Genomic DNA, 22,414 nt, shown 5'->3' on the forward strand with positions numbered 1-22,414 from the left:
TGTTTATGCCAGCTGCACCAACTCCAGGTAATCGTCAGACCAGTGGTCTTCAGTCCCATCAGGCAGCAAAATGCCCCGCTCCGGTTGGAGTGCTTGAACTGCCCCGGGATCGTGCGTCACCAGCACAACAGCACCGGTGAAACTGCGCAGCGCCTGCAACACCTGCTCCCCTGGCCGTGGCGCCGGCGGCAACAGGCGCGGCACCACCTGCCACCGCCGACCGGCGAGCCAGGGCACTCAGCCGGCTTCAGCTGCTCGAGCCCCGAAGCTGTAGCTGGTCTGCTGCGTCGACGACGAGCGGCTGCCACTGCTCTCGGCCGGGGCAGCCGAGCCGCGGTCCTGCAGTTCGCGGAGCTGGGACTCGAGGTAGGTCTGCAACCGGGTGCGGTATTCGCGCTCGAAGGTGCGAAGCGTCTCGATCTTCTTCTCCAGCGCGTTCTTCTCCTGCGTGATGTTGCCCATCACCTCGGCGTGCTTGCGCTGGGCGTCGCGCTCCAGGTTGGCCGCCTTCTCCCGAGCCTGCCGCTCGAGGGTCTCCGCCCGGGTGCGGGCGTCGTTGAGCATCGTCTCGGCTCTCGTGCGCGCCTCGTTGACCATGCTGTCGGCCTTGGAACGGGCCTCGGACAGCAGCTGCTCGGACTTGGTGCGCGCCTCCGACAGCATGGTGTCGGCCTCGGCCTTGGCCTCACCGGTGAGCCGGTCGGCCATCTCCTGCGCCAAGCCGAGCACCTTGGCCGCCTGCACGTGGTGATCGCCACCCGGGGAAGTCTGCTCGGCAGGAGCCGGGGCCGGCACCGGAGTCAGGCGGCGCGGCTCTTCCGCCGGAGCAGCAGACGCCTGGCTGCGGGCTTCCTCCAGCTCGACCTGGGTGCTCTGCAGCTGGGACTCCAGCTGCTCCACCTGGTTGCGCAGGTCTTGGTTCTCCTCCACCAGGCGGGCAAGCTCGGCTTCAACGAGGTCGAGGAAGGCGTCCACCTCGTCCTCGTTGTACCCCCGCTTCCCGATCGGAGGTTTGCTGAACGCCACGTTATGCACGTCGGCGGGAGTCAGGCCCACAAGATCACCTCACGCACTCCTCGGCTGCGGGAACCCGGGTTCCCCGTCACCCGGGCTGAACCAGTCGCATCAGTATGAACACGACCAGCAGCAGCACCATAATGGATAGGTCCAGTCCGACACCCCCGATCCGGACGGTCGGAATGATCCGACGCAGCAACCGGATCGGCGGGTCGGTCACTGTGTAGATGCTCTCCAACGCGATTGCAACCCCCCCAGTGGGTCGCCAATCGCGGGCGAACACCCGGACGAGCTCCACCACAATACGGGCCGTGAGCAGCAGCCAGAAGAAGAAGAGTAGGTAAAACACAACGATCAGCGCCGAGTTCACGCCTCAACTGTGCCACCACTCACCCGTAGTTGAAAAAGGTGCCCTCGGAAAGTCGCCGTTTTCCTTCAGCTGTTACATCGACATTCGGCGGTGAGAGCAAGAACACTCGATTGGTGATCTTGTCGATCGAGCCGCGCAGCGCGAAGGCGAGCCCGGCGGCGAAGTCCACGAGGCGCTTCGCGTCCGCTTCATCCATCTCGGTCAAGTTGATGATGACCGGAGTCCCATCGCGATATTGCTCACCTATGGTGCGAGCCTCGCTGTAGGTGCGCGGGTGCAGCGTTGTGATCTTGCTCAAGTTGAACTGCGTACCGGTGTCGGTGACAGCACGCAGTCGCGCGGAATCCCGCTGCGAATCACCGGCCGGCGCGCTGCGCGCCGTCGAGGTCGCCGGCCACTGCCTGCGGGGGCGAGCGGACTCCCGGTACTCCTCGGTGTAGTCGTCCGCCTCGCTTTCGGTCTCCGGCTGGTAGCTTCCACGAACACCGCCGCGCCGCCTGCCGCTCTCCGCGGAGGCGTCGTAATCGGAGTCCGCGTAGTGGTCGCGGTAATCGACGTCTTCGCCGTACTCGTCGACCTCGTCGGCCGGGACCATGCCGAAGTAGGCCTTCAACTTGTGCAAAGCGCTCATCGGCATGCCCTTCCTGTGCGACTCCTGCGTGCCGGACACCCGACGGCCGACCTGCGACCCCCTAGCGCCGGCTAAGGCGAGGTTAGCGGGCGGCTCCCGAGCAGTGCAGTTCCGACACGCACCCGGGTAGACCCGTGCATGATCGCACTTTCGAGATCGCCGCTCATCCCCGCGGATACATCAACAGCGTCCGGGTGATCGCGCCGTAATCGCTCGGATATCCGGAAAAGTGTGTCAAATGCCACATCCGGGTCACCCCCAAGTGGGGCTACCGCCATCACGCCGCGCAACTGGACGTTCACCTTCTGCGCGATCAAATCCGCAAGTCGGGGCACGTCGTCCGGCCGGCACCCCCCGCGGTGCTCCGCCTCGTCCAAGCTGACTTGGAGCAGCACCTCCATCGGGCGCTGCCGCTCCCCCGCCTCCAAGGCGTTGCCCACCGCCCGGTCCAAGGTCTCGACGAGGCGGTCGCTGTCCACCGACTCGACCACGTCGGCCCACCGGGCCACCGCCCGCGCCTTGTTGCGCTGCAGCTGCCCCACCATGTGCCAGCGCACCGCGGCCTGGGGCCGCAGCTCGGCGAACTCCGCCACCTTGCCCCGGGCCTCCTGGTGGCGGTTCTCGGCGAACTCGGTCAACCCCAGGTCGGACAGCAAGGCCACATCGGTCGCCGGGAACGTCTTGGTGACCGCGAGCAGCTCGACTTCCTCCGGACTCCGACCAGCCTCGTGGCAGGCCCGGTCGATCCGCTCCCGGACCTTCCGCAGCGAATCGGCCAGCTCCTGACGCCGTTCTTCGCTCACCCTCACCCCTCCGGATCCACCCAAATCACACTGGCGAAACGGCCGGTGCGGCCCCCGTCCCGCCGATAGCTGAACAGCTCCGGGGACTCGATGGTGCAGCGGGGATCGACACCGATCCGGGCAATGCCCGCGGCGGCCAGCTGCTCCCACAGCCCCGCCCGCAGGTCCAACCCGGTGGTCCCCTTCCTCGTCTTGCAGGCGCTGCCGGGCAGGTGCTGCTCCACATCGGCCTGCATGTGCGGCGGCACCTCGTAGCAAGCCCCGCAGGCCGCCGGACCGAGCACCGCCTCGACCCGGTCCACCCGGGCACCGGCCTCCTGCATCGCCTTCAGCGCGGAGACGACCACCCCGATCCGGGCTCCCACCCGGCCGGCGTGCACCGCGGCGATCACCCCGGACTCCGGATCCCCCAGCAGCACCGGCACGCAGTCCGCGGTCAGCACCACCAGCGCGAGCCCGGGTTCGGCGGTCACCAACGCGTCGGTGGCCTCCACCGGCTGCTGCTGCGGCCCGCGGACGATCGTCGCGGTGCGGCCGTGGATCTGCTCCATCCACACCAGACGGTCTTCGGCCAGGCCGATGCCGCCGGCGAGCTTGCGCACGTTGGCGGCGACCGCCTCCGGATCGTCACCGACCCGACCGCCCAGGTTGAACGAGTCGAACGGCGGCTTGGAACTGCCGCCCTCCCGCGTGGTGATCACGCGTCGAATCCGCACTTGTCAGCCTCCCGAAATGGGCCCCGGCACCGCACACGAATCGGCACCGGAACAGACGTCCCGGTGCCGATTCTCACGCACGCTGCTCGTGCGGCGTTCCCGGTGGCCCTTCAGCGCCGCATGAACGGCGGGATGTCCACGTCGTCGTCCGAGTCGTCATCCGCCGGGAACACCCGCCCCGAGGCAGACGCCGGCCGACCGGTGGACATGCCGGTGTAAGTGGGGTAGCCGCCGCTGGACCGCGTCGGCACCGACACACCGCCCATGGTGCCACCGTCCCCGCCGAACAGGTTGGAACGCGGTTGCGCACTGCTCTGCGACTGGGTCGGCTGCTGCGGGGCTTCCGCAGGCGCTTGCTGCTGCTGGCTCCCCGGCTGCGCCTGGGCCGGTTGAGCCGGCTGCTGCGACTGCGACTGCTGCGGCTGGGCCGGCTGCTGCGCGGGCTGCGTCGACTGCGCCGCCGCGGACTGGTTGCCAGCGGTCTCCTCGGTGCGCTGCTCCGTCGAGGCCGCCTGCTGCTTGGTCCCCTCGCTCGACTGCTCGGAGGACCCCTCGTCGTCCTTGCCGCCGACCTTGGTGGGCTCGAGTTTCTTGTGCGTGGGAGCACCCGAGTCGAAACCGGCCGCGATCACCGTGACCCGGACTTCGTCACCGAGCGAATCGTCGATGACCGTACCGAAGATGATGTTGGCCTCGGGGTGCGCTGCCTCCTGCACCAAAGAAGCGGATTCGTTGATCTCGAACAACCCGAGGTCCGACCCGCCGGCGATGGCCAGCAGCACGCCGTGCGCACCCTCCATCGAAGCTTCCAGCAGCGGCGAGTTGATCGCCTTCTGAGCAGCTTCGACGGCGCGGTTCTCCCCCCTCGCCGAGCCGATCCCCATCAGCGCGCTGCCCGCCCCGGACATGACGCTCTTGACGTCGGCGAAGTCGAGGTTGATCAACCCAGGTGTCGTGATCAGGTCGGTGATGCCCTGCACACCGGACAGCAGCACCTCGTCAGCGGAGCGGAAGGCGTCCATCAGGCTGACGCCGATGTCGCCGAGCTGCAGCAGCCGGTCGTTCGGAATGACGATCAAGGTGTCGCACTCCTCGCGCAACGCCTTGATGCCCTCCTCCGCCTGCTGGGCGCGCCGCTTGCCCTCGAATGAGAACGGCCGGGTGACTACACCGATGGTCAGTGCACCGAGTTTGCGCGCGACCGACGCGACGACCGGGGCACCGCCGGTTCCGGTGCCACCGCCTTCCCCGGCGGTCACGAACACCATGTCAGCGCCCTTGAGGACCTCTTCGATCTCTTCCTTGTGGTCCTCCGCGGCTTGGCGGCCGACTTCCGGCGCCGCACCGGCACCGAGACCGCGAGTCAACTCACGGCCGATGTCGAGCTTCACGTCGGCGTCGGACATCAGCAGGGCCTGCGCATCGGTGTTGATCGCGATGAACTCGACACCCTTGAGCCCGACCTCGATCATGCGGTTCACGGCATTGACGCCGCCGCCTCCGATGCCGACGACCTTGATCACCGCGAGATAGTTGTGCGGGGGCGTCATCGGATCCGCCTTCCTGATCGTGGCTCTGCACTCTCTGCGTCGACCGCCAAGACGGTCGCTGTGCCGGTCGCTGCCATTGGATTCATGGGTATGGGCAAAGACACTGGTTGACCCCCTGACTGCCGGGACCGCCCCGAGCCTGATCCCATTCCCGCTGCGGACCGTAGGCAGCGGACCGCCCCTGAGTCCAGCAGCCACGCCGAAGTCGGTGGCAGGTACGTTTCGCCAGGCAACTCGTCGCTTCCGCCTTGATCGGTTCTTCGCTCGGACGCGTCCGCGGTCGGCGCATCGAGCTGATTTCCTCCCCTTGAACGGTGGATCATCGAAGTGATCACCGACGACACCGTACCCCGAGGTGCGCTCACCTGCTCGAGGCACCAGGACAGAAAATCCCCGAATTGGCTGGATGTCCTCCCTCCGAGTGGCCCCATCGGCGACCATGTGACCTGGTAAAAGGCGGGAGGCCACACGGATGAGTAGATCTTTGCGAGGAAAGGTCGCGCTGGTCGCCGGCGCCACCCGAGGAGCCGGTCGAGGAATCGCCGTCGCCCTGGGAACCGCGGGCGCGACCGTCTACGGCACGGGGCGCACCACCCGCGCCCGGCCCTCGGACTACGGTCGACCGGAGACCATCGAGGAGACCGCCGAGCTCGTCACCCGAGCCGGCGGCGAGGGCATCGCGGTGCAGGTGGACCACACCGTTCCCGAGCAGGTCCAGGAGCTGGTGCAGCGCATCGATGCCGAACAGGGCAGGCTGGACGTCCTGGTCAACGACCTCGGCGGCGAACACCTGATGGAGTGGAAGAAACCGCTGTGGGAGGCGGACCTGCAGAAGGGGTTGCAGCGGCTGCGAACCGGGATCGAAGCGCACCTGATCACCAGCCACTTCGCGCTGCCGCTGCTGATCCGCCGCCCGGGCGGGCTGGTCGTGGAGCTCACCGACGGCACCGCTGAGGTGAACCGCAAGTACTACCGCAGCTGGGGCGGCGCCTTCTTCGACCTGGCGAAGGTGGCCGCGCACCGGATGGCCCGGGCGCAGGGCGAAGAACTGGCGCCGCACGGCTGCACCGCGGTGTCGCTGACCCCCGGGTGGTTGCGCTCGGAGATGATGCTCGACGAACTGGGGGTCACCGAGGACAACTGGCGGGATGCGGCCAAGGACCTGCCGGGCTTCGCGGTTTCCGAATCCCCGGCCTTCGTCGGACGCGCGGTGGTCGCGCTGGCCACCGACCCGGACGTGGCGCGTTGGAACACCCGATCGCTGTCCAGCGGACAGCTGGCCAAGGAGTACGGCTTCACCGACATCGACGGTTCGCAACCCGATTCCTGGCGGTACGCGCTGGAAGTCGAGTGGGCGGGCGGAGAGGGCGATCCGAACGACTACCGGTAGCGCCCCGAACTCGAACCGGGTCCGTTGAACCGCCGCTGAGCGGCATGCCAATGTCCTGGTGTGCCTACTTCGCAGTTAACCGAAGTCGCTGCGCCCGGCGCCCGCGCGCGCTGGCAGCGCGCGAAACGCCAGTTGGCCGCGGCCGAAACGGGAACGGTGCTGCTGGCCGCCGTCTGCATCGCACTGCTGGTGCTGGACGCGCCGAACGCGCCGGTCGCCGGGATCGTCCTCGTCGCAGCGGTCCTTCCCGCCGCCGCGCACCTGTTCTGGCTGGTCCGGAGTGGACTTCGCGATCCGGGCCGCTGGCCTCGGGCGGTCCTGCTCACCGGTGGGGTGCAGTTCGTTGCCGGTGTGCTGCCGGTGTCGCTGTTGACCGGCCAAGCCCGGGGGGCTGTGCCGGCCATCGCGGGCGCAGCGGTCGTGGCGGCCAGTTCGCTGCTGGCCCACCGAGCCCGGCGCGTCGTGCTCCACCCGTTGGTTCCCGAGCTCGGGTCGACCGCGCTGCGGCTCCGCTTCCCGCTGCGCACCAGCGGCCCGGTGACGGCGAGGCTGGTCGTCGACCGGGATCAGGTGAGCTGGGACGTGCGGTCGAGAGCGGGCAGGACCGGGGGCGCTGAGCTGACCATCCCGTTCCACCGGCTGCGCGGGGTGAAACCGACTTCCCTGGCGGATTCCCACCAGCCGTGGCTGGTGTTCCCGAACGGGACCGAAGTCACCGCCGAGCCCGGCCCGGCCGTGCTGCTGCGCACCGATGAGGACGAGCACTCGCTACCGGTGCACGACGCGAACCTGCTGGTCGACGTGATCAACCGGCGGCTGCACCAGTGGCGGTTCTCCCCGGCGGACCAGCCCCGCTGACCACCGGCGCCCGCCGGAAATCCGGCTGGTGAACGAGCAAGGGAACTTTCCTGCCTGATGCGGCGGAAAAGTTCCCTTGCTGTTCCCGAAGGCCGACCGTTGGGTGGCGGCCGGTTCCCGCTCAGACGTTCCAGTACCAGCTGCCGGCGCCGTAGTCGTACTCGACCCGGCTGTCCACGTGGGTGAAGGTGTCGTAGCGGATGATGCCGGAGAAACCGGAGGTCTGGGCGTAGCCGATGGTTTCGGAAACGCTGTGGCCGCTGATCACGATGTCGGCGGCGATGCCGTAGGTGTGCTGGCTGTTGGGGGCGCCCCCGACGCTGTCGTTGTGGGCCTTGCTGCGGAAACCGGAGTTGATGGTGATCGGCGCGTCACCGGCCTTCTTGCGCACCGCCTCCAGTTTGTACATCAACCGCCGCACGTTCTCCTTGACCGTGGCGGCGTCGACGTTGCCGCCGCTGAACCCGGAACCGTCCTTGGACTCGAACTCGGCGAAGTCGAAGTGAACGGTGGAGCCGTCCGGGTCTTCCAGCGCGTTCAACGCCTCCTGGGTCGCCGTGTCGACCACACCGGTGACCGAGAGCCCGTAGGCCTTCTGGAAGCGCTGCAGAGCGGCTTTCGTGCCCGGGCCGAACACGCCGTCCACCGCGACGTAGGTCTGCTCGGCGCCGTCGGCGGCCCAACCGGCGATGCGGATCTGCAACTCCCGCACGTCCTCCCCGGTGTCGCCTTCCTCGAGCTCCCGGCTCCACTCGTAGGCGGCGGCTTCCGGCGCGACCGCGGTGGTGATCCCGGTGAAGGCGAACAACGACAACACCAGCAGAGAAACGATCCTGACCGGCACGCGAAGCATGATCACTCCTTCGTGGACAGGGGTGGCGGAGCCGATCATGCCCGGTCTCGGGTCCGCGCGGTGGGATTGTCCGGAATTGGCCAGCGATGCGCCGGTGGCGCCGCACGACCGCGCCGGTGCCCGGACGCGAGGTGCCGCGCGGCGGAGCGTCCCCCTCCCCACCCGGTGCCGATCAGCGCACGGAATTGAGCAGTTCTTCCAATTTGGACCTGACGCGGCGGGCGTCCGCCGGTTCCGCGACGTGCATCGTTTCCCCCGTGCTGCCCGGCTCGGCGTAGTCGAGGTAGCGCCCGTCGGGCGCGGGGTTGTCGAACCAGCGCACCACAGATGAGCGCTTGAGCAGCCCGTGGGGGTCGCGCCGGTTGGCCGCGAACTGCCCCGCCCGCGCGTGCGCGGTGGCAGCGAGTTCCCGGTAGGCGGCCAGCTGCCGGTCTCCGCTGCTCATCCTGGGCTGCTGCGCCTGTTGCAGGTAGCTCTCCGGCGGCTCGTCCTGCTGCTCGTCGGAGCGGAACGAGCTCTCCGGAACCCGCACGGTGGGCCGCCTGCCGGGCGGGGCCGCCGGGAAGGTCGCCAGCAGCACTTGCGGGAGCGGCGTCTTCTCGTGGACCTCCACGGTGAGCACGCCGCCGAACCGGTCGTCCTCCCCCGGGCCCTGCACACCGAGCACCACCCGGTCGCCGTCGGTCTGCGCGGCCACCACCCGCCAAGCCGCCTCCTCGCCCAAGACCGGGAACCACAGCGAGTCCATCCACAGGTACGGCTTGGCGAGGACTTCCAGCGCCGCCTTCAACCCGGGGTGGACCTCGTCGTCGACGAGGATTCCGAGTCGTTCCATCGTCGGCGCTTCACGTTTTCCGATTTCACCGAGCTGGCGCAGCGTGCGACCGTACGCCGGGCCTTCCAGCGGCAGGGTCAGGTCGCCGATCCCCAGGTACACGCGCACCAGGTACAGGTGAAGCGGGTGGAGCTGCCAGCGGCCTGCGATGGCCACGTTCCCTCCCAACAGGTCGATGCTCCGGGTGCCGATCAAGCGCCGAAAACAGGTGGTGCGGTCTTCGGCATGTCGTCCAACCAGACGTCGTCGTTCTCCTCGAGCCAGCTGGGACGGTCGTGCTCCTGGTCGTCCCCGCCCTGGGCACCGCGGGCCGCACCGGCCCCCATCCCGGCGCCCATCATTCCGCCGCGGCCCGTGGCGGAAGCCGCCCCGGCACCGGCGGCCGCGCCACCAGCTCCGCCCCCAGCACCGCCGGGAGCGCCCACCCCGGCTCGACCACCGGGTCCCAGCGCACCGGCTCCCGCGCCACCGGCACCACCGCCGAATCCGCCGGCTCTCCCCGCGGCCGCACCGCCGGCTCGGCCGACACCCGCACCGCCGGCTCGGCCGACACCCGCACCGCCGGCACCACCAGCACCGGCACCGGCGCCTCCACCGGCACCCCACGCGCCCGGTGGCACCATGCCGCCGGGAGCTCCTTCCCTGCCCCCGGGGCCGGGACCCGGGCCAGCAGGGGCGGGCACCCCGACACCGCCACCGGGTGGGCGGTCCGGCACCCAGGACGGATCGGTGCTGGGCGGAGGAGTGGTGGGTTTCTTGCTCGTGCCGCCCTTGTCGTCCGGAGCGGGGGTGGGTTTGCCGCTCGGGTCGTTCCTGTCGCCCGAACCGTCCGGGTCGACGTGGAACGGCGTCGCCGGCGCCGGGCTCGGGCCCCCGATGCCGACCGGGGGAGGTGGCGGATCGATCACCACGTCGGGATCGACCCGCGGCGGCGAGGCCGGCCCACCGTCCAACCCGGGCAGCGTCGGCACCGACTGGTCCACGCCCAGGTAGGCGGGGGTCAGCAGTCTTGCCATGGCGTCCTGCGCGCCGCGTTCCGCCTCCTGGCGGTTGCGCATCTGGAGGAGCGCGTCCACTCCCGCGCCGATCGGCCCGCCCAGGACGGTGGCCGTCAGCGTCCGACCGATGCTGTGCCCTTCCGGCTCCGGAACGGCTTCCTTCGCCTGACCAGCTGCCTCACCGGCTTCCTGCAGCCTGGAGCCGATCACGTCGAACGCCTCGGAGGTGAGCTGGGTCCATTCGACGACGGGACGCACGGAATCGCTGGCCCGGTCGGCGGCTTCGCCTTCCCAACCGCCCTCGATGGCGGAGGTGGCGTCCCGCTGGAGGGTTTCACCGACCTCCCGCAACGATTCGGCGATCTCCCGCCAGCCGTCAGCCACCGCGGCGGTTTTCCCTTCGTCCAGGGAACGCTGGTTGATGCTGTAGATCTCCTGGTGGCTGTAGGCCTGCCAGTTCTCCGGCTGGGTGATGGACGGCGGGTCGTATTCCAACCCCGGGGGCAGCGGGCTGCGCCTGGGCGGCATCGCGATCATTCCCGGCGACACCGACCCGCCCGGGAGGAGCGCGCCCACCACGTCGCCGAGGGAGGTGAACACGTCGCTGGCGATGTCGCCGACCGCGTCGACCACGGCACCAGCAGCATCGCCGACCGCGTCGACCGCGTCACCGACGGCGTCACCGACCGCGTCGACCGCGTCGCCGATGGCTCCACCGACTTTGCCCATGAAGTCCGTGAATCCCATTTTTACTTGTCCCCCAGCCCGTTTCCTCAGTCCGCCCGGCTCATCTCGGCATTCGCGGCGCGATCACCTCGGCGATCTGCTGAGCGAAGTCGCAAGGATCGACGTTCTCGGGATTCCGGAACTCCGAGACGTCGATGGTGATGGCACCACCCCCGGCGTCGAACATCACGGTGCAGAAATCACCGCTGCTGCTCGCGCTCTCGTCCACGGCCCGCGCAGCGGCGCGACCGTCGATCTCGATGCGGTCGAACCGCGCCCAGTTGTCCCCCTGGCCGTACGTCTCCACCGTGTTCTCCCGGCTCACGGTGAAAGTGGCCCCGAACGGTCCACCGTCGAATCCGCAGGCGGGTTCGGTGTCGACGAGCGTCTCGTCGTAGCCCTCTCCGGAGAAACCGAACTCGGCCGCTTCTTCCGGGGTCAACAGCTGGCACGGGTCGACGTCGCGCAGCCCTTGTTCCTGTTGTTCGGCGCTCGAGGGTTGGTCACCGTCGGGGGCAGCGCTGGTGTCGGAACCGCTGCCGCAACCGGAAACGGCCAGCGCCGCCACCAGAGCACCGAAGAACAACGGCTGCGCGCCTCTTCTCATTGCTGAACGCTCCTCTTGAATTCCTCGCTGATCTCGCTGTTGGTCGTGGCGTAGTCCCTGGCCGCGACCTTGAGCAACTCGGCTTTCCTGAGCAGTTCGTCCTTCAGCTGCGACAGCAGGTCGGCCGCCCCGTTGGCGCCGTCGGCCTTCTGGCCGAACTTGGCCGCCAGCACGCGCGCCGAGTTGTACTCCCCCAGCCCGTCAACCCGGTTGAGGCGCATGACTTTCCGCGACAGCGAGCTCACCTGCGATGCGGCGTCCTCGTACGCTCGCGCGGCCTTGTGAGCGGCCTCCGGATTGACCGTGAACCGGCCCTCCGAGAGGCCTTTCTCGAACTCGTCGGTCTGCTTCCGAAGCGCCTGCAGCCCGGCCACGGAGCGCCCGAACCCCGCTATCGCGGCGCCGGCCGCCACAGCCCCCAGATCTCCCGAAAAGCTCTGCGTCATCCCGTCCCCTCCTGCCGGGATCACCAGTCTTAGCAGGAAAATAGCCAAAAACGGGACGGAGATCACACGATTTTGGGGCAAAAACCCCGGAAACGACGATTTTCCGCCGAACGGCCCCCACGGCAGCGCCCGAACTCACCACGGCGCACCGCCGCGCGGCCCACCAGCTCGGTCAGGCCACGGTCGGCAACGACGGCGCGGTCACGTCGTAGACCTTGCCGGGACGGGTCAGCAGCGGCGGCAGGATGGCCGCCTTCCGCTCCGCCTCCCGATTGTCCCCCCAGTGCACTTCCCGACCGTCCCGCAGCACCATCCGCACATCGGTGGGCTTCTCCGCCGAAACCACCGCCACCTGGGCGCGCAGCTCCCCGGACAGCGCCATCAGCGCGGTGAGCGCCGCGTCGGTCGCCGGATCGACTTCGGAAACCGCGCGCACCTTCAGCTCCGGCAGCTCCTCCGGCTTCCGCGAAACCTGCTCGAACGGCACGCCCTCGGCATCGACCAGCTGAACGCCGTTGCGCGCCACGAAGAACGCGACCGCTTCCCGTTCGACGACCTGGATGCGCACGGTGGAAGGCCAGGAGCGGGTCACCGTCACCGAAGCGATCTTCGGCAACGCCTTCACCCGATCGCTCACCTGCGCGGCGTCCACCCGCAACATCGGGGTTCCCGGTTCGATCCCGGCCACCGCGCGCACCTGCTGGTCGTCCACAGTGGTGCTGCCGACCACCTGGACCGTCTTCACCCCCAGCACCGGGGTGAAGTACGCCGCCACCGCGAACGCCGTGAACGCGGTCAGCACCAGCAGCAAACCGATCCGCCGCCACCGCAGGCCCGACTGCCCACCAGCCCGCACCGGCCGTCCCCGCGTGCTGCGCTTGCCGGGGCGGGCGGGGCCACGACGGCGCGTCGCCATCACGCCTCCGCAGGACCCGCCGACAGCCGCTCGATCTCGCTGATGATCTCCGGGCCGAGCATCGTCACATCACCGGCCCCCATCGTCAGCACCAAGTCACCCGATTCGACCAGTCGGGCGACCAGCGACGGAACTTCGGTGAACGACGGTTCGTAGTGCACCCGCTCCGGCGCCAGCGGCACCGCGTCCGAGATCAACTGACCCGTCACACCCGGCTGCGGGTCCTCCCGGGCCCCGTAGACGTCCAGCACCACGACCTCGTCGGCCAGCCCCAACGCGGTGGCGAACTCGGTGGCGAACGCGGCGGTGCGGGAGTACAGGTGCGGCTGGAACACCACCACCAGCCGGCCGTTGCCCGCCACCGGGCGGGCCGCCCGCAGCTGGGCCTCCACCTCCGTGGGGTGGTGCGCGTAGTCGTCGTAGACCCGCACGCCCCTGGTCAGGCCCTTGAACTCGAAGCGCCGCCGGACACCGCCGAAAGCGGCCAGGCCGTCCAGCAACCCCTCCAACGGGGCCCCCAACTCCAGTCCGGCCACCAGCGCGGCCACCGCGTTGCCGGCCATGTGCTCGCCCGGCACCGAGACCCGCACGTCGATGCGCTCCCGCTCGGCGGTCTCCGCCCCGGCCAGCTCCACGGTCACCACCCCGGCGCCGTTCTCCAACCGGTAGCCGACCAGCCGGGCCGCGCCGGGACCGGTCACCGACTTGCCGTAGCGGCGCACCCGGACGCCCGCCTTCTCGGCCCGGTCCGCCAGCTCCGCGGCGCCCGGGTCGTCCGCGCAGGCGATCAGCACCCCGCCCGGTTCGATGCGCCGCACGAACTCCTCGAACACCCGGGTGTAGGCCTCGGCCGTGCCGTGGTGGTCCAGGTGGTCCGGCTCGACGTTGGTCACCACCGCCACCGAGGGCTCGAAGCACAGGAACGAGCCGTCGCTCTCGTCCGCCTCGGCGACGAAGACCTCGCCGCTGCCGTGGTGGGCGTTGGCGCCGGAGTCGTTGAGGTCCCCGCCGATGGCGAACGACGGGTCGAGCCGGCAGTGCTGCAGCGCCACCGTCAGCATCGACGTCGTCGACGTCTTGCCGTGCGTGCCCGCCACGCACGCCACCCGGTGCCCGGCCATCAGCGCCGCCAGCGCCTCGGCCCGGCGCAGCACCGGGATCCCCCGCTGCTCGGCCGCGACGAGCTCGGGGTTGTCCGGTTTGATCGCGGTGGACACCACGAGCGCGCTCAGCGGTTGGGCGAACTGGTCGAGGTTTTCCGCCCGGTGGCCGACACCGATCCGCGCGCCCTGCGCGCGCAACGCCATCACGGTGCGGGAATCCCGCGCGTCCGAACCGGACACCTGCTTGCCGCGGGCGAGCAGGATCCTGGCGATCCCGCTCATCCCCGCACCGCCGATGCCGACCAGGTGCACCCGGTCCAGCGTCTCGGCAAGATCCGAAGCGGTCGGATCGGTCATTTGCCGGCTACCTCCAGCACTATTCGCGCCAGCACCTGGTCGGCCTCCCGGTGACCGCTGTTGAGCGTGGCGCGGCTCATCTCCCGCAGCCGCTGCGGATCACGAGCCAAGGGGAGGATTTCGTCGACCACGCGCTGGGAAGTCATCTCCTCGTCCGAAATCAGCCGGGCACCACCGGCCGACACCACCGGCTGGGCGTTCAACGCCTGCTCGCCGTTGCCGTGCGGTAGCGGCACGAACACCGCCGGCAGCCCGACCGCCGACACCTCCGCCACCGTCATCGCGCCCGCGCGGCACACCACCAGGTCCGCCGCCGCGTAGGCCAAGTCCATCTGCTCCAGGTACGGCACCGTCACGTAGGCCGGCGCCCCCGTCACCTGCTGCACCGCGAGGGAGTTCTTCGGGCCGTGGGCGTGCAGCACCCCGATGCCCGCGCGGCCGAGGGCCTCCGCCGCCCCGGAGAACGCCGTGTTCAACGTGCGCGCCCCCTGCGAACCGCCGAAGACCAGGATGGTCGGCGCGTGGGGGTGCAGCCCGAAGTGCGCGCGCGCCTTGGCTCGTAAGGAGTACCGGTCCAGGCGGGTGATCGACTCCCGCAGCGGGATGCCGATCGTCTGCGCGTTCGGCAGGCCGCTGTCCGGGGTGGCCGCCAGGACCCGCTCGGCGAACTTGGCGCCGACCTTGTTCGCCAGTCCGGCGCGGGCGTTGGCCTCGTGCACCACGATCGGCACCTTCCCCCGCGCCGCCAGGTACGCCGGCAGGGAGACGTAGCCGCCGAACCCGACCACCACATCGGCCTGGACCCGGTCCAGCACGTCCCGGGTCTTCTTGACCGCGTCGCGCACCTTCAGCGGCAAGCGCAGCAGCTCGGGGGTGGGCTTGCGGGGCAGCGGCACCGGCGGGATCAGCTCGAGCGGATAGCCGCGGGCCGGAACCAGCCGGTTCTCCAGGCCGCGCTCGGTGCCCAGCGCGGTCACCCGGGCGTCCGGGCGGATCCGCCGCACCGCGTCCGCCAGCGCCAGCGCCGGCTCGATGTGCCCGGCCGTGCCACCTCCGGCCACGACCACCGACAGGGTGCGTTGAGCAGCATTGGGCGGCACACCGGCGCCCCGGTTCGCGTGCGCGAAGCTGCCACCCGTGCCGGTGTTGATCCGGACCGTCTGCTCGTCCCCGCTCAACGGTGTCCTCCTCGTGTCTGCATCCGGGGGCCGGGGCTCCCGCGCGGAACGCGCTTGCGGGCGTGTCCGCTTCCCCGGCGGGTCGCTGCCGTCCCGGAAGTCTTGGCCCGGGGCCGGCTTGGTGGGGTGGCCGTGCGGGCCGGGCGGCGCCTGGCCGGTGGCCGGTACGGCGCCGGAGTGGGCAACCGCAGCAGCTTACCGACTCGACCTGGTCCCAACGACCGTAGCGCGGCGATCGCCTCCGGCTCATGCCGGGCGAAGTTCGCCAGCAGGCCGAACACCAGCATGCTGGTGACCACTGAGGACCCGCCCGAGGAAATCAGCGGAAGCGGAAGACCTGTGGTCGGCAGCAAGCCCACCACATAACCCATGTTGATTATGGCCTGCCCCACCAACCAGGTCGTCAGCGTCGCCGAAGCCAGCCGGATGAACGGGTCGGTGTTGCGGGACGCGATCCGCATGCCCACGTAGCCGGTGAGCCCGAACAGGATCAGCACCACCACGCAGCCGACGAACCCGAGCTCCTCCCCGATCACGGCGAAGATGAAGTCGTTGTGCACGTTCGGCAGGTACTGCCACTTCGACCAGCCCTGCCCCAGGCCGCGGCCCATCAGCCCGCCGTCCGCCAAGGCGAACAGGGCCTGCATCGACTGGTAGCCGTGCCCGGTGGGGTCCGCGGCCGGATCCAGGAACGCGGTGAGCCGGGCCACCCGGTAGTCGGCGACCATCGCCAGCACCACCGCACCGGTGATCCCGCCGAGCAGCATTATCGCGAACAGGCGCAGGGGGGCGCCGGCGAACCACAGCAGCCCGATCAGCACCAGGAACAGGGTGATCGTCGACCCCAGGTCGGGCTGCAGCATGACCAGGGTGAACATCAGCATGGCCGCCGGCACCACCGGAACCAGCAGATGCCGGTACTGCCCCAGCAGCGCGCGCTTGGTGACCAGCACGTGCGCGCCCCACAGGGCGAACGCCACCTTGGCGAACTCCACCGGCTGGATCGACACCCCGGCCACCACGAACCAGCTGCGCGCCCCGTTCAACTCGGTGCCCAGCGGCGTGAGCACCAGGACCAGCAGCGCCAGGCAGAAGACCAGCAGCACCAGGCTGAACCGGCGCAGCAACCGCACCGGGATGCGCAGCGCGGCGTAGAAGCCGACCAGCCCCGCCAAGCAGTACAGCACCTGCTTGCCGAAGACGCTGTAGGACGAGCCGGCCTTGGTGAAGGAGTCGACGCTGGACGCCGAGAGCACCATCACCAGGCCGAAGACCGTCAGCAGCCCGAAAACGGCCAGCAGCAGGTGGAAGGAGGCCAGCGGCCGGGTCAACCAGGCGGTCAGCGCGGACAGCGCGCCGGAGCGGCCGCGGCGCTTGCCGGACCGCCCGGATCCCCTCTTGGTCGCCGTGGCCATCGCGCTCACCCCGTGGACGACGGGGAGGACTCCGGAACCGGGCCGGTCAGCACGGTGCGCACCGCCTCGGCGAACGCCTGCCCGCGGTGGGCGTAGTCGCGGAACATGTCCATCGAGGCGGCTGCCGGCGCCAGCAGCACGACCGACCCGGGCTGGGCGTGGCGCTGGGCCAGCCGAACGGCTTCGAGCATGCCCGCATCGTCCCCCGAATCGACCTCGTGCACCGGCACTTCCGGCGCGTGTCGGGACAGTGCGGCGGAGAACTGCGCGCGGTCGCGGCCGATCAGCACCACGGCCTGCAGCCGTTGGGCGTTGCGGGCCACCAGATCGTCCACATCGGCGCCTTTGAGCAGCCCGCCGGCGATCCACACCACCTTCTGGTGGGCGCGCAGGGCCGCGTCGGCCGCGTGCGGGTTGGTCGCCTTCGAGTCATCCACGTAGGACACGCCGCCGGCTTCGGCGACCTGCACCGAGCGGTGCGCCCCGGGTTGGAACGCCCGCAGGCCCGCGGCGACCGCTTCCGGAGCCACCCCGTACCCCCGGGCCAGCGCTGCGGCGGCCAACGCGTTGGCCAGGTTGTGCGGCCCCGGCGGGTGCACCTCGGAGACCGGGAGGAGCACCGCGTCGTCCGCGAAGGCCCGGTCCACCAGGTGTCCATCGCGGACGCCCAGCTGTCCCCGCTCCGGTTCGGACAGGGTGAACGAGACCTGTTCCGCGGCCCCGGAACCGGCTGCCAGGCGGGAGGACCAGGAGTCGTCGGCGTTGCTGACCGCCACCCGGTTGCCGGTGAAGATCTTCGCCTTGGCGGCCCCGTACGCCTCCATCGAGCCGTGCCAGTCCAGGTGGTCGGCGGCGAGGTTGAGCACCGCCCCGGAGACCGGCGCCAGCGAGGAGGACCAGTGCAGCTGGAAGCTGGACAGCTCCACCGCCAGCACCCGGTGCCCGGCCCGGACCGCGTCCACCACCGGCAGGCCGACGTTGCCGCAGGCCACCGCGTCCAGCTCGGCGGCCTGCAAGATGGCTTCGAGCATTCCGACGGTGGTGGTCTTGCCGTTGGTGCCGGTGACCGCGATCCAGTCGGCCGGCGTGTCCTGCTCCTGGTTCAGCCGCCAGGCGAGCTCGACTTCGCCGACCACTTCCAGACCGGCTTCGGTGGCCGCCGCCAGCAGCGGGGCCTCCGGTTTCCACCCCGGGCTGGTCACCACCAGGTCGGTGCCCGCCGGGGGCTCGTCCAACCCGGGGACCAGTTCGGCCCCGTGCGCCTGCAAGGACGCCAGTGCTGCCAGGCGGTCGGCGGAGGCGTCGGTCACGGTGACGGCCGCTCCTGCACCCAGCAGTGCCTGCGCGGCCGACCGGCCGGACACCCCGGCCCCCGCCACCAGCACGTTGCGGCCATCGAAACGACTAGCCACCGCGGCTCCTCCCTGAATCTCCCGGGGACGGGCCGAAGACCCGTCCCCGAACAGCTGGGCCTCAGAAGAGGCCTTCGACTTCGGTCAACCAGTCCGCGTAGAACAAGCCGACCCCGAACATGCAGCACATCGCCGACAGGATCCAGAAGCGGATGATCACCGTGGTCTCGGCCCAGCCGGCGAGCTCGAAGTGGTGGTGGAACGGTGCCATGCGGAACAGCCGGCGGCGGGTGGTTCGGAACACCACGATCTGCAGCACCACCGACAGCGCTTCCACCACGAACAGACCACCGATGACGATCATCAGCAGCTCGGTGCGGGTCACCATCGACAGCCCGGCGATCAGACCGCCCAGGGCCAGCGAACCGGTGTCACCCATGAAGATCTTCGCCGGCGCGGCGTTCCACCACAGGAAGCCGACGCACGCGGCCATCGCCGCGGCCGCCACGATCGCGATGTCCAGCGGGTCGCGGACGGTGTAGCAGCCGGGAGCCGGCCCCACCGGCGAGGCGCACGTGTTGCGCAGCTGCCAGAACGAGATCAGCACGTAGACCGCCAGCACCATGGCCGCGGTGCCACCGGCCAGGCCGTCCATCCCGTCGGTGAAGTTCACCGCGTTCGACCAGCCGCTGATCGCCACGTAGGCGAAGATCACGAACCCGATCGCGCCGAAGGAGATCACCGTGATGTCGCGGATGAACGACAGGTGCTGCGACGCGGGGGTGATCCCGTTCTCGTCGGCGAACTGGATGGCCAGGACGGCGAACAGCACGGAAGCGATCAGCTGGCCGATCAGCTTCGCGGTCTTGTTCAGACCCAGGTTGCGCTGCTTGCGGATCTTGATGAAGTCGTCGATGAAACCGACCAGCCCCAGCGCGGTGGTCAACCCGAGCACCAGCAGTGCGGACACGCTGGGCGGCTCCTCGGTCACCGTCAGGTGCGTGACCAGGTAACCGGCCCACATGGCGATCAAGATCGCCATTCCGCCCATGGTGGGGGTACCGCGCTTCGAGCCGTGCTGCCCCTGCACCTCTTCCCGGATCTCCTGGCCGAAGCCGTGCCGGGAGAAGACGCGGATCAGGTAGGGGGTGAAGAGGATCGACACCACCAGCGACACCGCGGCGGCGACGAGGATCGGCTTCACGCCGCACCACCGCCTTCGCCCAGCAGCGCCTCGGCGACTCGCCACAGCCCTGCCGAGTTCGATGCCTTGGCCAGCACCACGTCACCGGGACGCAGCTCGGCGCGCAGCAACGCGACAGCTGCATCGACGTCTGGCACCAGGGTCGACTCCTCTCCCCACGATCCTTCTAACGAAGCGGCCTGGTGCATCACCCGGGCTTGTTCGCCGACGACCACCAACCGCTCGATGTTCAACCGCACCGCGAGGCGACCGATCTCGTCGTACGCCTCCGCTTCTGCCTGCCCCAGTTCGGCCATCGGACCGAGCACCGCCCACGCCCGACCGGGGCGGCCGCGGGTCATGGCCGCCAGCGTCTTCAGGGCGGCCCGCACCGACTCCGGGTTGGCGTTGTAGGCGTCGTTGACGACCGTGATCCCGTCGGGGGTCCGGGCGACCTCCATGCGACGGGCGGAAAGCCGCTGCACGGCGTTCAACCGCTCGGCGACCTGCTCCAGCGGGACTCCCAGCTGCAGCGCCACCGCCGCGGCGACCAGCGCGTTGCCGACCTGGTGCTCGCCGTGCAGCGGAAGCGCGACCGGGGCCTCGCCCTGCTCGGTGACCAGGGTGAACCGCGGCCGGGCCTGCTCGTCGACCTCGATGTTCTCCGCCCGCACGTGGGCCTTCGGGTTCTCCCCGACGAACACCACGCGAGCCCTGGTGCGCTCCGCCATGGCGGCGACCAGCGGGTCGTCGGCGTTGAGGATCGCCACCCCGTCTTCCGGCAGCGCCTCGACCAGTTCGCCCTTGGCCTCGGCCACGGCCTCCTGGGAGCCGAACTCGCCCAGGTGCGCGTGGCCGACGTTGAGCACCGCGCCGATGCGCGGCGGGGCCGCCTGGCACAGGTTGGCGATGTGCCCGGTCCCGCGGGCGGACAGCTCCAGCACCAGGTGCCGGGTTCCGGTGTCCGCGCGCAGCACGGTCCACGGGTGGCCGAGTTCGTTGTTGAACGAGCCCGGTGGCGCGACGGTCGGCCCCACCGGTTCCAGCAACTGCTTGATCAAGTCCTTTGTGGAGGTCTTGCCGGACGAGCCGGTGACCCCCACCACGGTCAGCTGCGGCAACCGGTCCACCACGTGGCGGGCCAGCTTCGCCAGCGCTGCCAGCACCGCGGCTCCCGAGCCGTCGGTGTCGCCGGCCAACGCCATCACGCTCGACCGCTCGGCCACCGGCACGGGCGGAACGACCACCGCCGGTGCGTCCACTTCCTTAGCAGCAAGTACACCCACCGCGCCGGCGCGCACCGCCGGTGCGGCGAAGTCGTGCCCATCGACCCGTTCACCCGGCACGGCCACGAAAAGTCCGCCGGGCTGGATCTTGCGGGAGTCGAACTCCACTCCCGCGGTCACAACCTCCGAGCCTTGTGCACGATGAAGCCTGCCGCCCACCGCGTTCGCGATGTCAGCGAGGCTGAGCCGGATCACCTTGCCTCCTCGTCGCCCTGCCCCCGACGAACATCGTTCTCCTGTGGATCTCCGAACCGTTCGCGGAGCGCGGCGGCCAGCTCTTCCCGGTCGGAGAAGGGGTGCACCACGCCCGCGACCTCCTGTCCTGTCTCGTGGCCCTTTCCTGCGACGACCACGATGTCACCGGCCCGGGCCTGCCGCACTGCCTCGGCGATGGCCGCGCGCCGGTCACCGATCTCGATGATCTCGCCGCGTTCCTCCTCGGGTACCGCCTGGGCCCCCGCCAGCATCGCCGCCCGGATCTTCGCCGGGTCCTCGCTGCGCGGGTTGTCGTCGGTGACGATCAGCAGTTCGCTGCGACGAGCCGCGGCTTCGCCCATCAGCGGACGTTTCGCCACGTCCCGGTCGCCACCGCAACCAAGGACAACGATCACTCTGCCATCGACCTGCGCGCGGGCCGCATCCAGGACCGCGGCCACCGCCCCGGGCTTGTGCGAGTAGTCCACCACCGCGGTGAAGTCCTGCCCCATCGCGACCCGCTCCATCCGGCCGGGCACGTCGACTTCGGCCAAGCCTCGCTCGATGGCCCACGCCGGCACTCCCGCGGAGTGCAGCACGCCGATCGCCACCAGGGCGTTGGCCACGTTGAACGGTCCGGGCAGGCGCAGCCGGACGTCCAGCTTCGCGCCGTCCGGGCCGTGCGCGGTGAAGGTCTGCTCCCCGGTCGGCAGCGCCTGCACGTCGGAAACCGTCCAGGCGGCATCGGTGGAGGTGGCGACGGTGACGGTGGAGGGCCCGGCCAGCCGCGCGCCCCACTCGGTGTCCACGCAGACGACTTCCCGCTTGGAGCGGCCGTCGAAGAGCATCGCCTTGGCCTGGAAGTAGTCCTCCATGTCCCGGTGGAAGTCCAGGTGGTCCTGGGACAGGTTGGTGAAGGCGCCGACGGCGAACTGGGTGCCGGCCACCCGGTGCAGGGCCAGCGCGTGGCTGGACACCTCCATGGGCACGTAGGTCACCCCGTTCTCCACCATGACCGCCAGCAGCGCCTGCAGGTCCGGCGCTTCCGGGGTGGTGAAGGCGCTGTCCAACCGTTCTCCGGCGATGCGGGTCTCCACCGTGCCGACCAGGCCGGTGGTGAACCCGGCGGCGCGCAGCGCCGACTCCAGCAGGTAGGTGGTGGTGGTCTTGCCGGACGTGCCGGTGACCCCGAGCACGTTCAACCGCTGCGACGGGTTGCCGTAGACGAGGGCGGAAGCGGCCCCGAGCACTCCGCGCGGATCGGGGTGCAGCAGCAGCGAGACCTTCCCGGAGCGAACGGCCGGGTGCTCGGTGAGCTTGGTCCGCTCGACACCGGCCTGGTCGGTGAGGACCGCAACGGCCCCGGCGGCGATCGCTTCCGAAGCGAAGTCCGCGCCGTGGAACCGGGTTCCCGGCAGAGCGGCGAACAGGTCGCCGGGGCGCACGTGCTGGGCCCGCAGGGTCGCCCCGGTCACCGGGGTGGCCTCGCCCTGACCTGGGCTTCGGAACACTTGCGCGCCGATGTGTCCGGCGAGCACGTCGACCCGCACCGGCTCCACTCGAGCCGGGCGGGGCGGGACTGTCGCGACAGCTGAAGGCACGTGGCGCAGGCTACCCGGAGCACCGCTC

General features: G+C 70.1%; 21 protein-coding genes and 1 pseudogene. 2 read left to right on the forward strand and 20 right to left on the reverse strand.

All coding sequences use genetic code 11. The features are described from left to right. Positions 1–3: 3 nt before the first annotated feature. The 7 genes and pseudogenes from SREC43747_RS21495 to ftsZ form a co-directional block, all read right to left on the reverse strand. Positions 4–192: pseudogene (locus SREC43747_RS21495) on the reverse strand (ABC transporter ATP-binding protein); the annotation flags it as partial. 45 nt (positions 193–237) lie between these two features. After that, the gene (wag31, locus tag SREC43747_RS0100765; protein WP_029719243.1) at positions 238–1,056 is read right to left on the reverse strand and encodes a DivIVA-like cell division protein Wag31; all 819 of its coding nucleotides are present in this window, start codon (positions 1,054–1,056) and stop codon (positions 238–240) included. A 46-nt stretch (positions 1,057–1,102) separates the two neighbouring features. Further along, the gene (locus SREC43747_RS0100770) at positions 1,103–1,387 is read right to left on the reverse strand and encodes a YggT family protein (protein WP_029719244.1); all 285 of its coding nucleotides are present in this window, start codon (positions 1,385–1,387) and stop codon (positions 1,103–1,105) included. Between the two features lie 19 nt (positions 1,388–1,406). Then, positions 1,407–2,018, reverse strand: coding sequence for a cell division protein SepF (locus tag SREC43747_RS0100775; protein ID WP_029719245.1), 612 nt, complete (start codon positions 2,016–2,018; stop codon positions 1,407–1,409). Between the two features lie 71 nt (positions 2,019–2,089). Next, complete coding sequence (locus SREC43747_RS0100780; RefSeq protein ID WP_029719246.1) at positions 2,090–2,821, reverse strand: YggS family pyridoxal phosphate-dependent enzyme; 732 nt, start codon at positions 2,819–2,821, stop codon at positions 2,090–2,092. Between the two features lie 2 nt (positions 2,822–2,823). Beyond that, on the reverse strand, positions 2,824–3,537 hold the full coding sequence (gene pgeF / locus SREC43747_RS0100785) for a peptidoglycan editing factor PgeF (protein ID WP_029719247.1): 714 nt from the start codon (positions 3,535–3,537) through the stop codon (positions 2,824–2,826). A 110-nt stretch (positions 3,538–3,647) separates the two neighbouring features. Next, positions 3,648–5,087, reverse strand: coding sequence for a cell division protein FtsZ (gene ftsZ / locus SREC43747_RS0100790; RefSeq protein ID WP_029719248.1), 1,440 nt, complete (start codon positions 5,085–5,087; stop codon positions 3,648–3,650). 472 nt (positions 5,088–5,559) lie between these two features. Between ftsZ and SREC43747_RS0100795 the strand changes: the two genes are divergently transcribed. Beyond that, positions 5,560–6,477 carry an SDR family oxidoreductase gene (locus SREC43747_RS0100795; RefSeq protein WP_029719249.1) on the forward strand — a complete coding sequence of 306 codons (918 nt, stop codon included), beginning with the start codon at positions 5,560–5,562 and terminating at the stop codon, positions 6,475–6,477. 60 nt (positions 6,478–6,537) lie between these two features. Next, positions 6,538–7,335: a hypothetical protein gene (locus SREC43747_RS19490; protein WP_152528275.1), complete on the forward strand. Its 798-nt coding sequence runs from the start codon at positions 6,538–6,540 to the stop codon at positions 7,333–7,335. A gap of 121 nt (positions 7,336–7,456) precedes the next feature. On the opposite strand, the gene SREC43747_RS0100805 is transcribed toward SREC43747_RS19490, so the two are convergent. From SREC43747_RS0100805 to SREC43747_RS0100865, 13 genes are all read right to left on the reverse strand, one after another. After that, positions 7,457–8,188 (reverse strand): D-Ala-D-Ala carboxypeptidase family metallohydrolase, encoded by a 732-nt coding sequence (locus tag SREC43747_RS0100805; RefSeq protein ID WP_029719250.1) that lies wholly within the window; start codon positions 8,186–8,188, stop codon positions 7,457–7,459. 172 nt (positions 8,189–8,360) lie between these two features. Further along, positions 8,361–9,179, reverse strand: a complete 819-nt coding sequence (locus SREC43747_RS0100810; RefSeq protein WP_029719251.1) for an ESX secretion-associated protein EspG — start codon at positions 9,177–9,179, stop codon at positions 8,361–8,363. 35 nt (positions 9,180–9,214) lie between these two features. Continuing rightward, positions 9,215–10,768, reverse strand: a complete 1,554-nt coding sequence (locus tag SREC43747_RS0100815; RefSeq protein WP_029719252.1) for a PPE domain-containing protein — start codon at positions 10,766–10,768, stop codon at positions 9,215–9,217. A 40-nt stretch (positions 10,769–10,808) separates the two neighbouring features. Beyond that, positions 10,809–11,354 (reverse strand): DUF3558 domain-containing protein, encoded by a 546-nt coding sequence (locus tag SREC43747_RS0100820; RefSeq protein WP_081722354.1) that lies wholly within the window; start codon positions 11,352–11,354, stop codon positions 10,809–10,811. Then, on the reverse strand, positions 11,351–11,800 hold the full coding sequence (locus SREC43747_RS21500) for a hypothetical protein (RefSeq protein WP_029719254.1): 450 nt from the start codon (positions 11,798–11,800) through the stop codon (positions 11,351–11,353). The genes SREC43747_RS0100820 and SREC43747_RS21500 overlap by 4 nt, the downstream gene beginning before the upstream one ends. A 172-nt stretch (positions 11,801–11,972) precedes the next feature. Continuing rightward, complete coding sequence (locus SREC43747_RS0100830; RefSeq protein ID WP_152528276.1) at positions 11,973–12,716, reverse strand: cell division protein FtsQ/DivIB; 744 nt, start codon at positions 12,714–12,716, stop codon at positions 11,973–11,975. Continuing rightward, positions 12,716–14,176 (reverse strand): UDP-N-acetylmuramate--L-alanine ligase, encoded by a 1,461-nt coding sequence (gene murC / locus SREC43747_RS0100835; RefSeq protein ID WP_029719256.1) that lies wholly within the window; start codon positions 14,174–14,176, stop codon positions 12,716–12,718. Before murC ends, SREC43747_RS0100830 begins: the two co-directional genes overlap by 1 nt. Continuing rightward, on the reverse strand, positions 14,173–15,276 hold the full coding sequence (gene murG / locus SREC43747_RS0100840) for an undecaprenyldiphospho-muramoylpentapeptide beta-N-acetylglucosaminyltransferase (protein ID WP_029719257.1): 1,104 nt from the start codon (positions 15,274–15,276) through the stop codon (positions 14,173–14,175). Before murG ends, murC begins: the two co-directional genes overlap by 4 nt. A gap of 74 nt (positions 15,277–15,350) precedes the next feature. Continuing rightward, positions 15,351–16,769 (reverse strand): putative lipid II flippase FtsW, encoded by a 1,419-nt coding sequence (ftsW, locus tag SREC43747_RS0100845; protein WP_029719258.1) that lies wholly within the window; start codon positions 16,767–16,769, stop codon positions 15,351–15,353. A 5-nt stretch (positions 16,770–16,774) separates the two neighbouring features. Continuing rightward, a complete protein-coding gene (gene murD / locus SREC43747_RS0100850; RefSeq protein WP_029719259.1) occupies positions 16,775–18,181 on the reverse strand; it encodes a UDP-N-acetylmuramoyl-L-alanine--D-glutamate ligase in 1,407 nt (468 codons plus the stop codon). 61 nt (positions 18,182–18,242) lie between these two features. Beyond that, positions 18,243–19,325: a phospho-N-acetylmuramoyl-pentapeptide-transferase gene (mraY, locus tag SREC43747_RS0100855; RefSeq protein WP_029719260.1), complete on the reverse strand. Its 1,083-nt coding sequence runs from the start codon at positions 19,323–19,325 to the stop codon at positions 18,243–18,245. After that, positions 19,322–20,785 carry a UDP-N-acetylmuramoyl-tripeptide--D-alanyl-D-alanine ligase gene (locus SREC43747_RS0100860; protein WP_029719261.1) on the reverse strand — a complete coding sequence of 488 codons (1,464 nt, stop codon included), beginning with the start codon at positions 20,783–20,785 and terminating at the stop codon, positions 19,322–19,324. Before SREC43747_RS0100860 ends, mraY begins: the two co-directional genes overlap by 4 nt. Beyond that, entirely contained in the window at positions 20,782–22,386 is a 1,605-nt protein-coding gene (locus SREC43747_RS0100865) for a UDP-N-acetylmuramoyl-L-alanyl-D-glutamate--2,6-diaminopimelate ligase (RefSeq protein WP_236622951.1), read from the reverse strand. Before SREC43747_RS0100865 ends, SREC43747_RS0100860 begins: the two co-directional genes overlap by 4 nt. Positions 22,387–22,414: the final 28 nt, after the last annotated feature.

Source organism: Saccharopolyspora rectivirgula DSM 43747 (assembly GCF_000497205.1).
Lineage (GTDB): Bacteria > Actinomycetota > Actinomycetes > Mycobacteriales > Pseudonocardiaceae > Saccharopolyspora > Saccharopolyspora rectivirgula.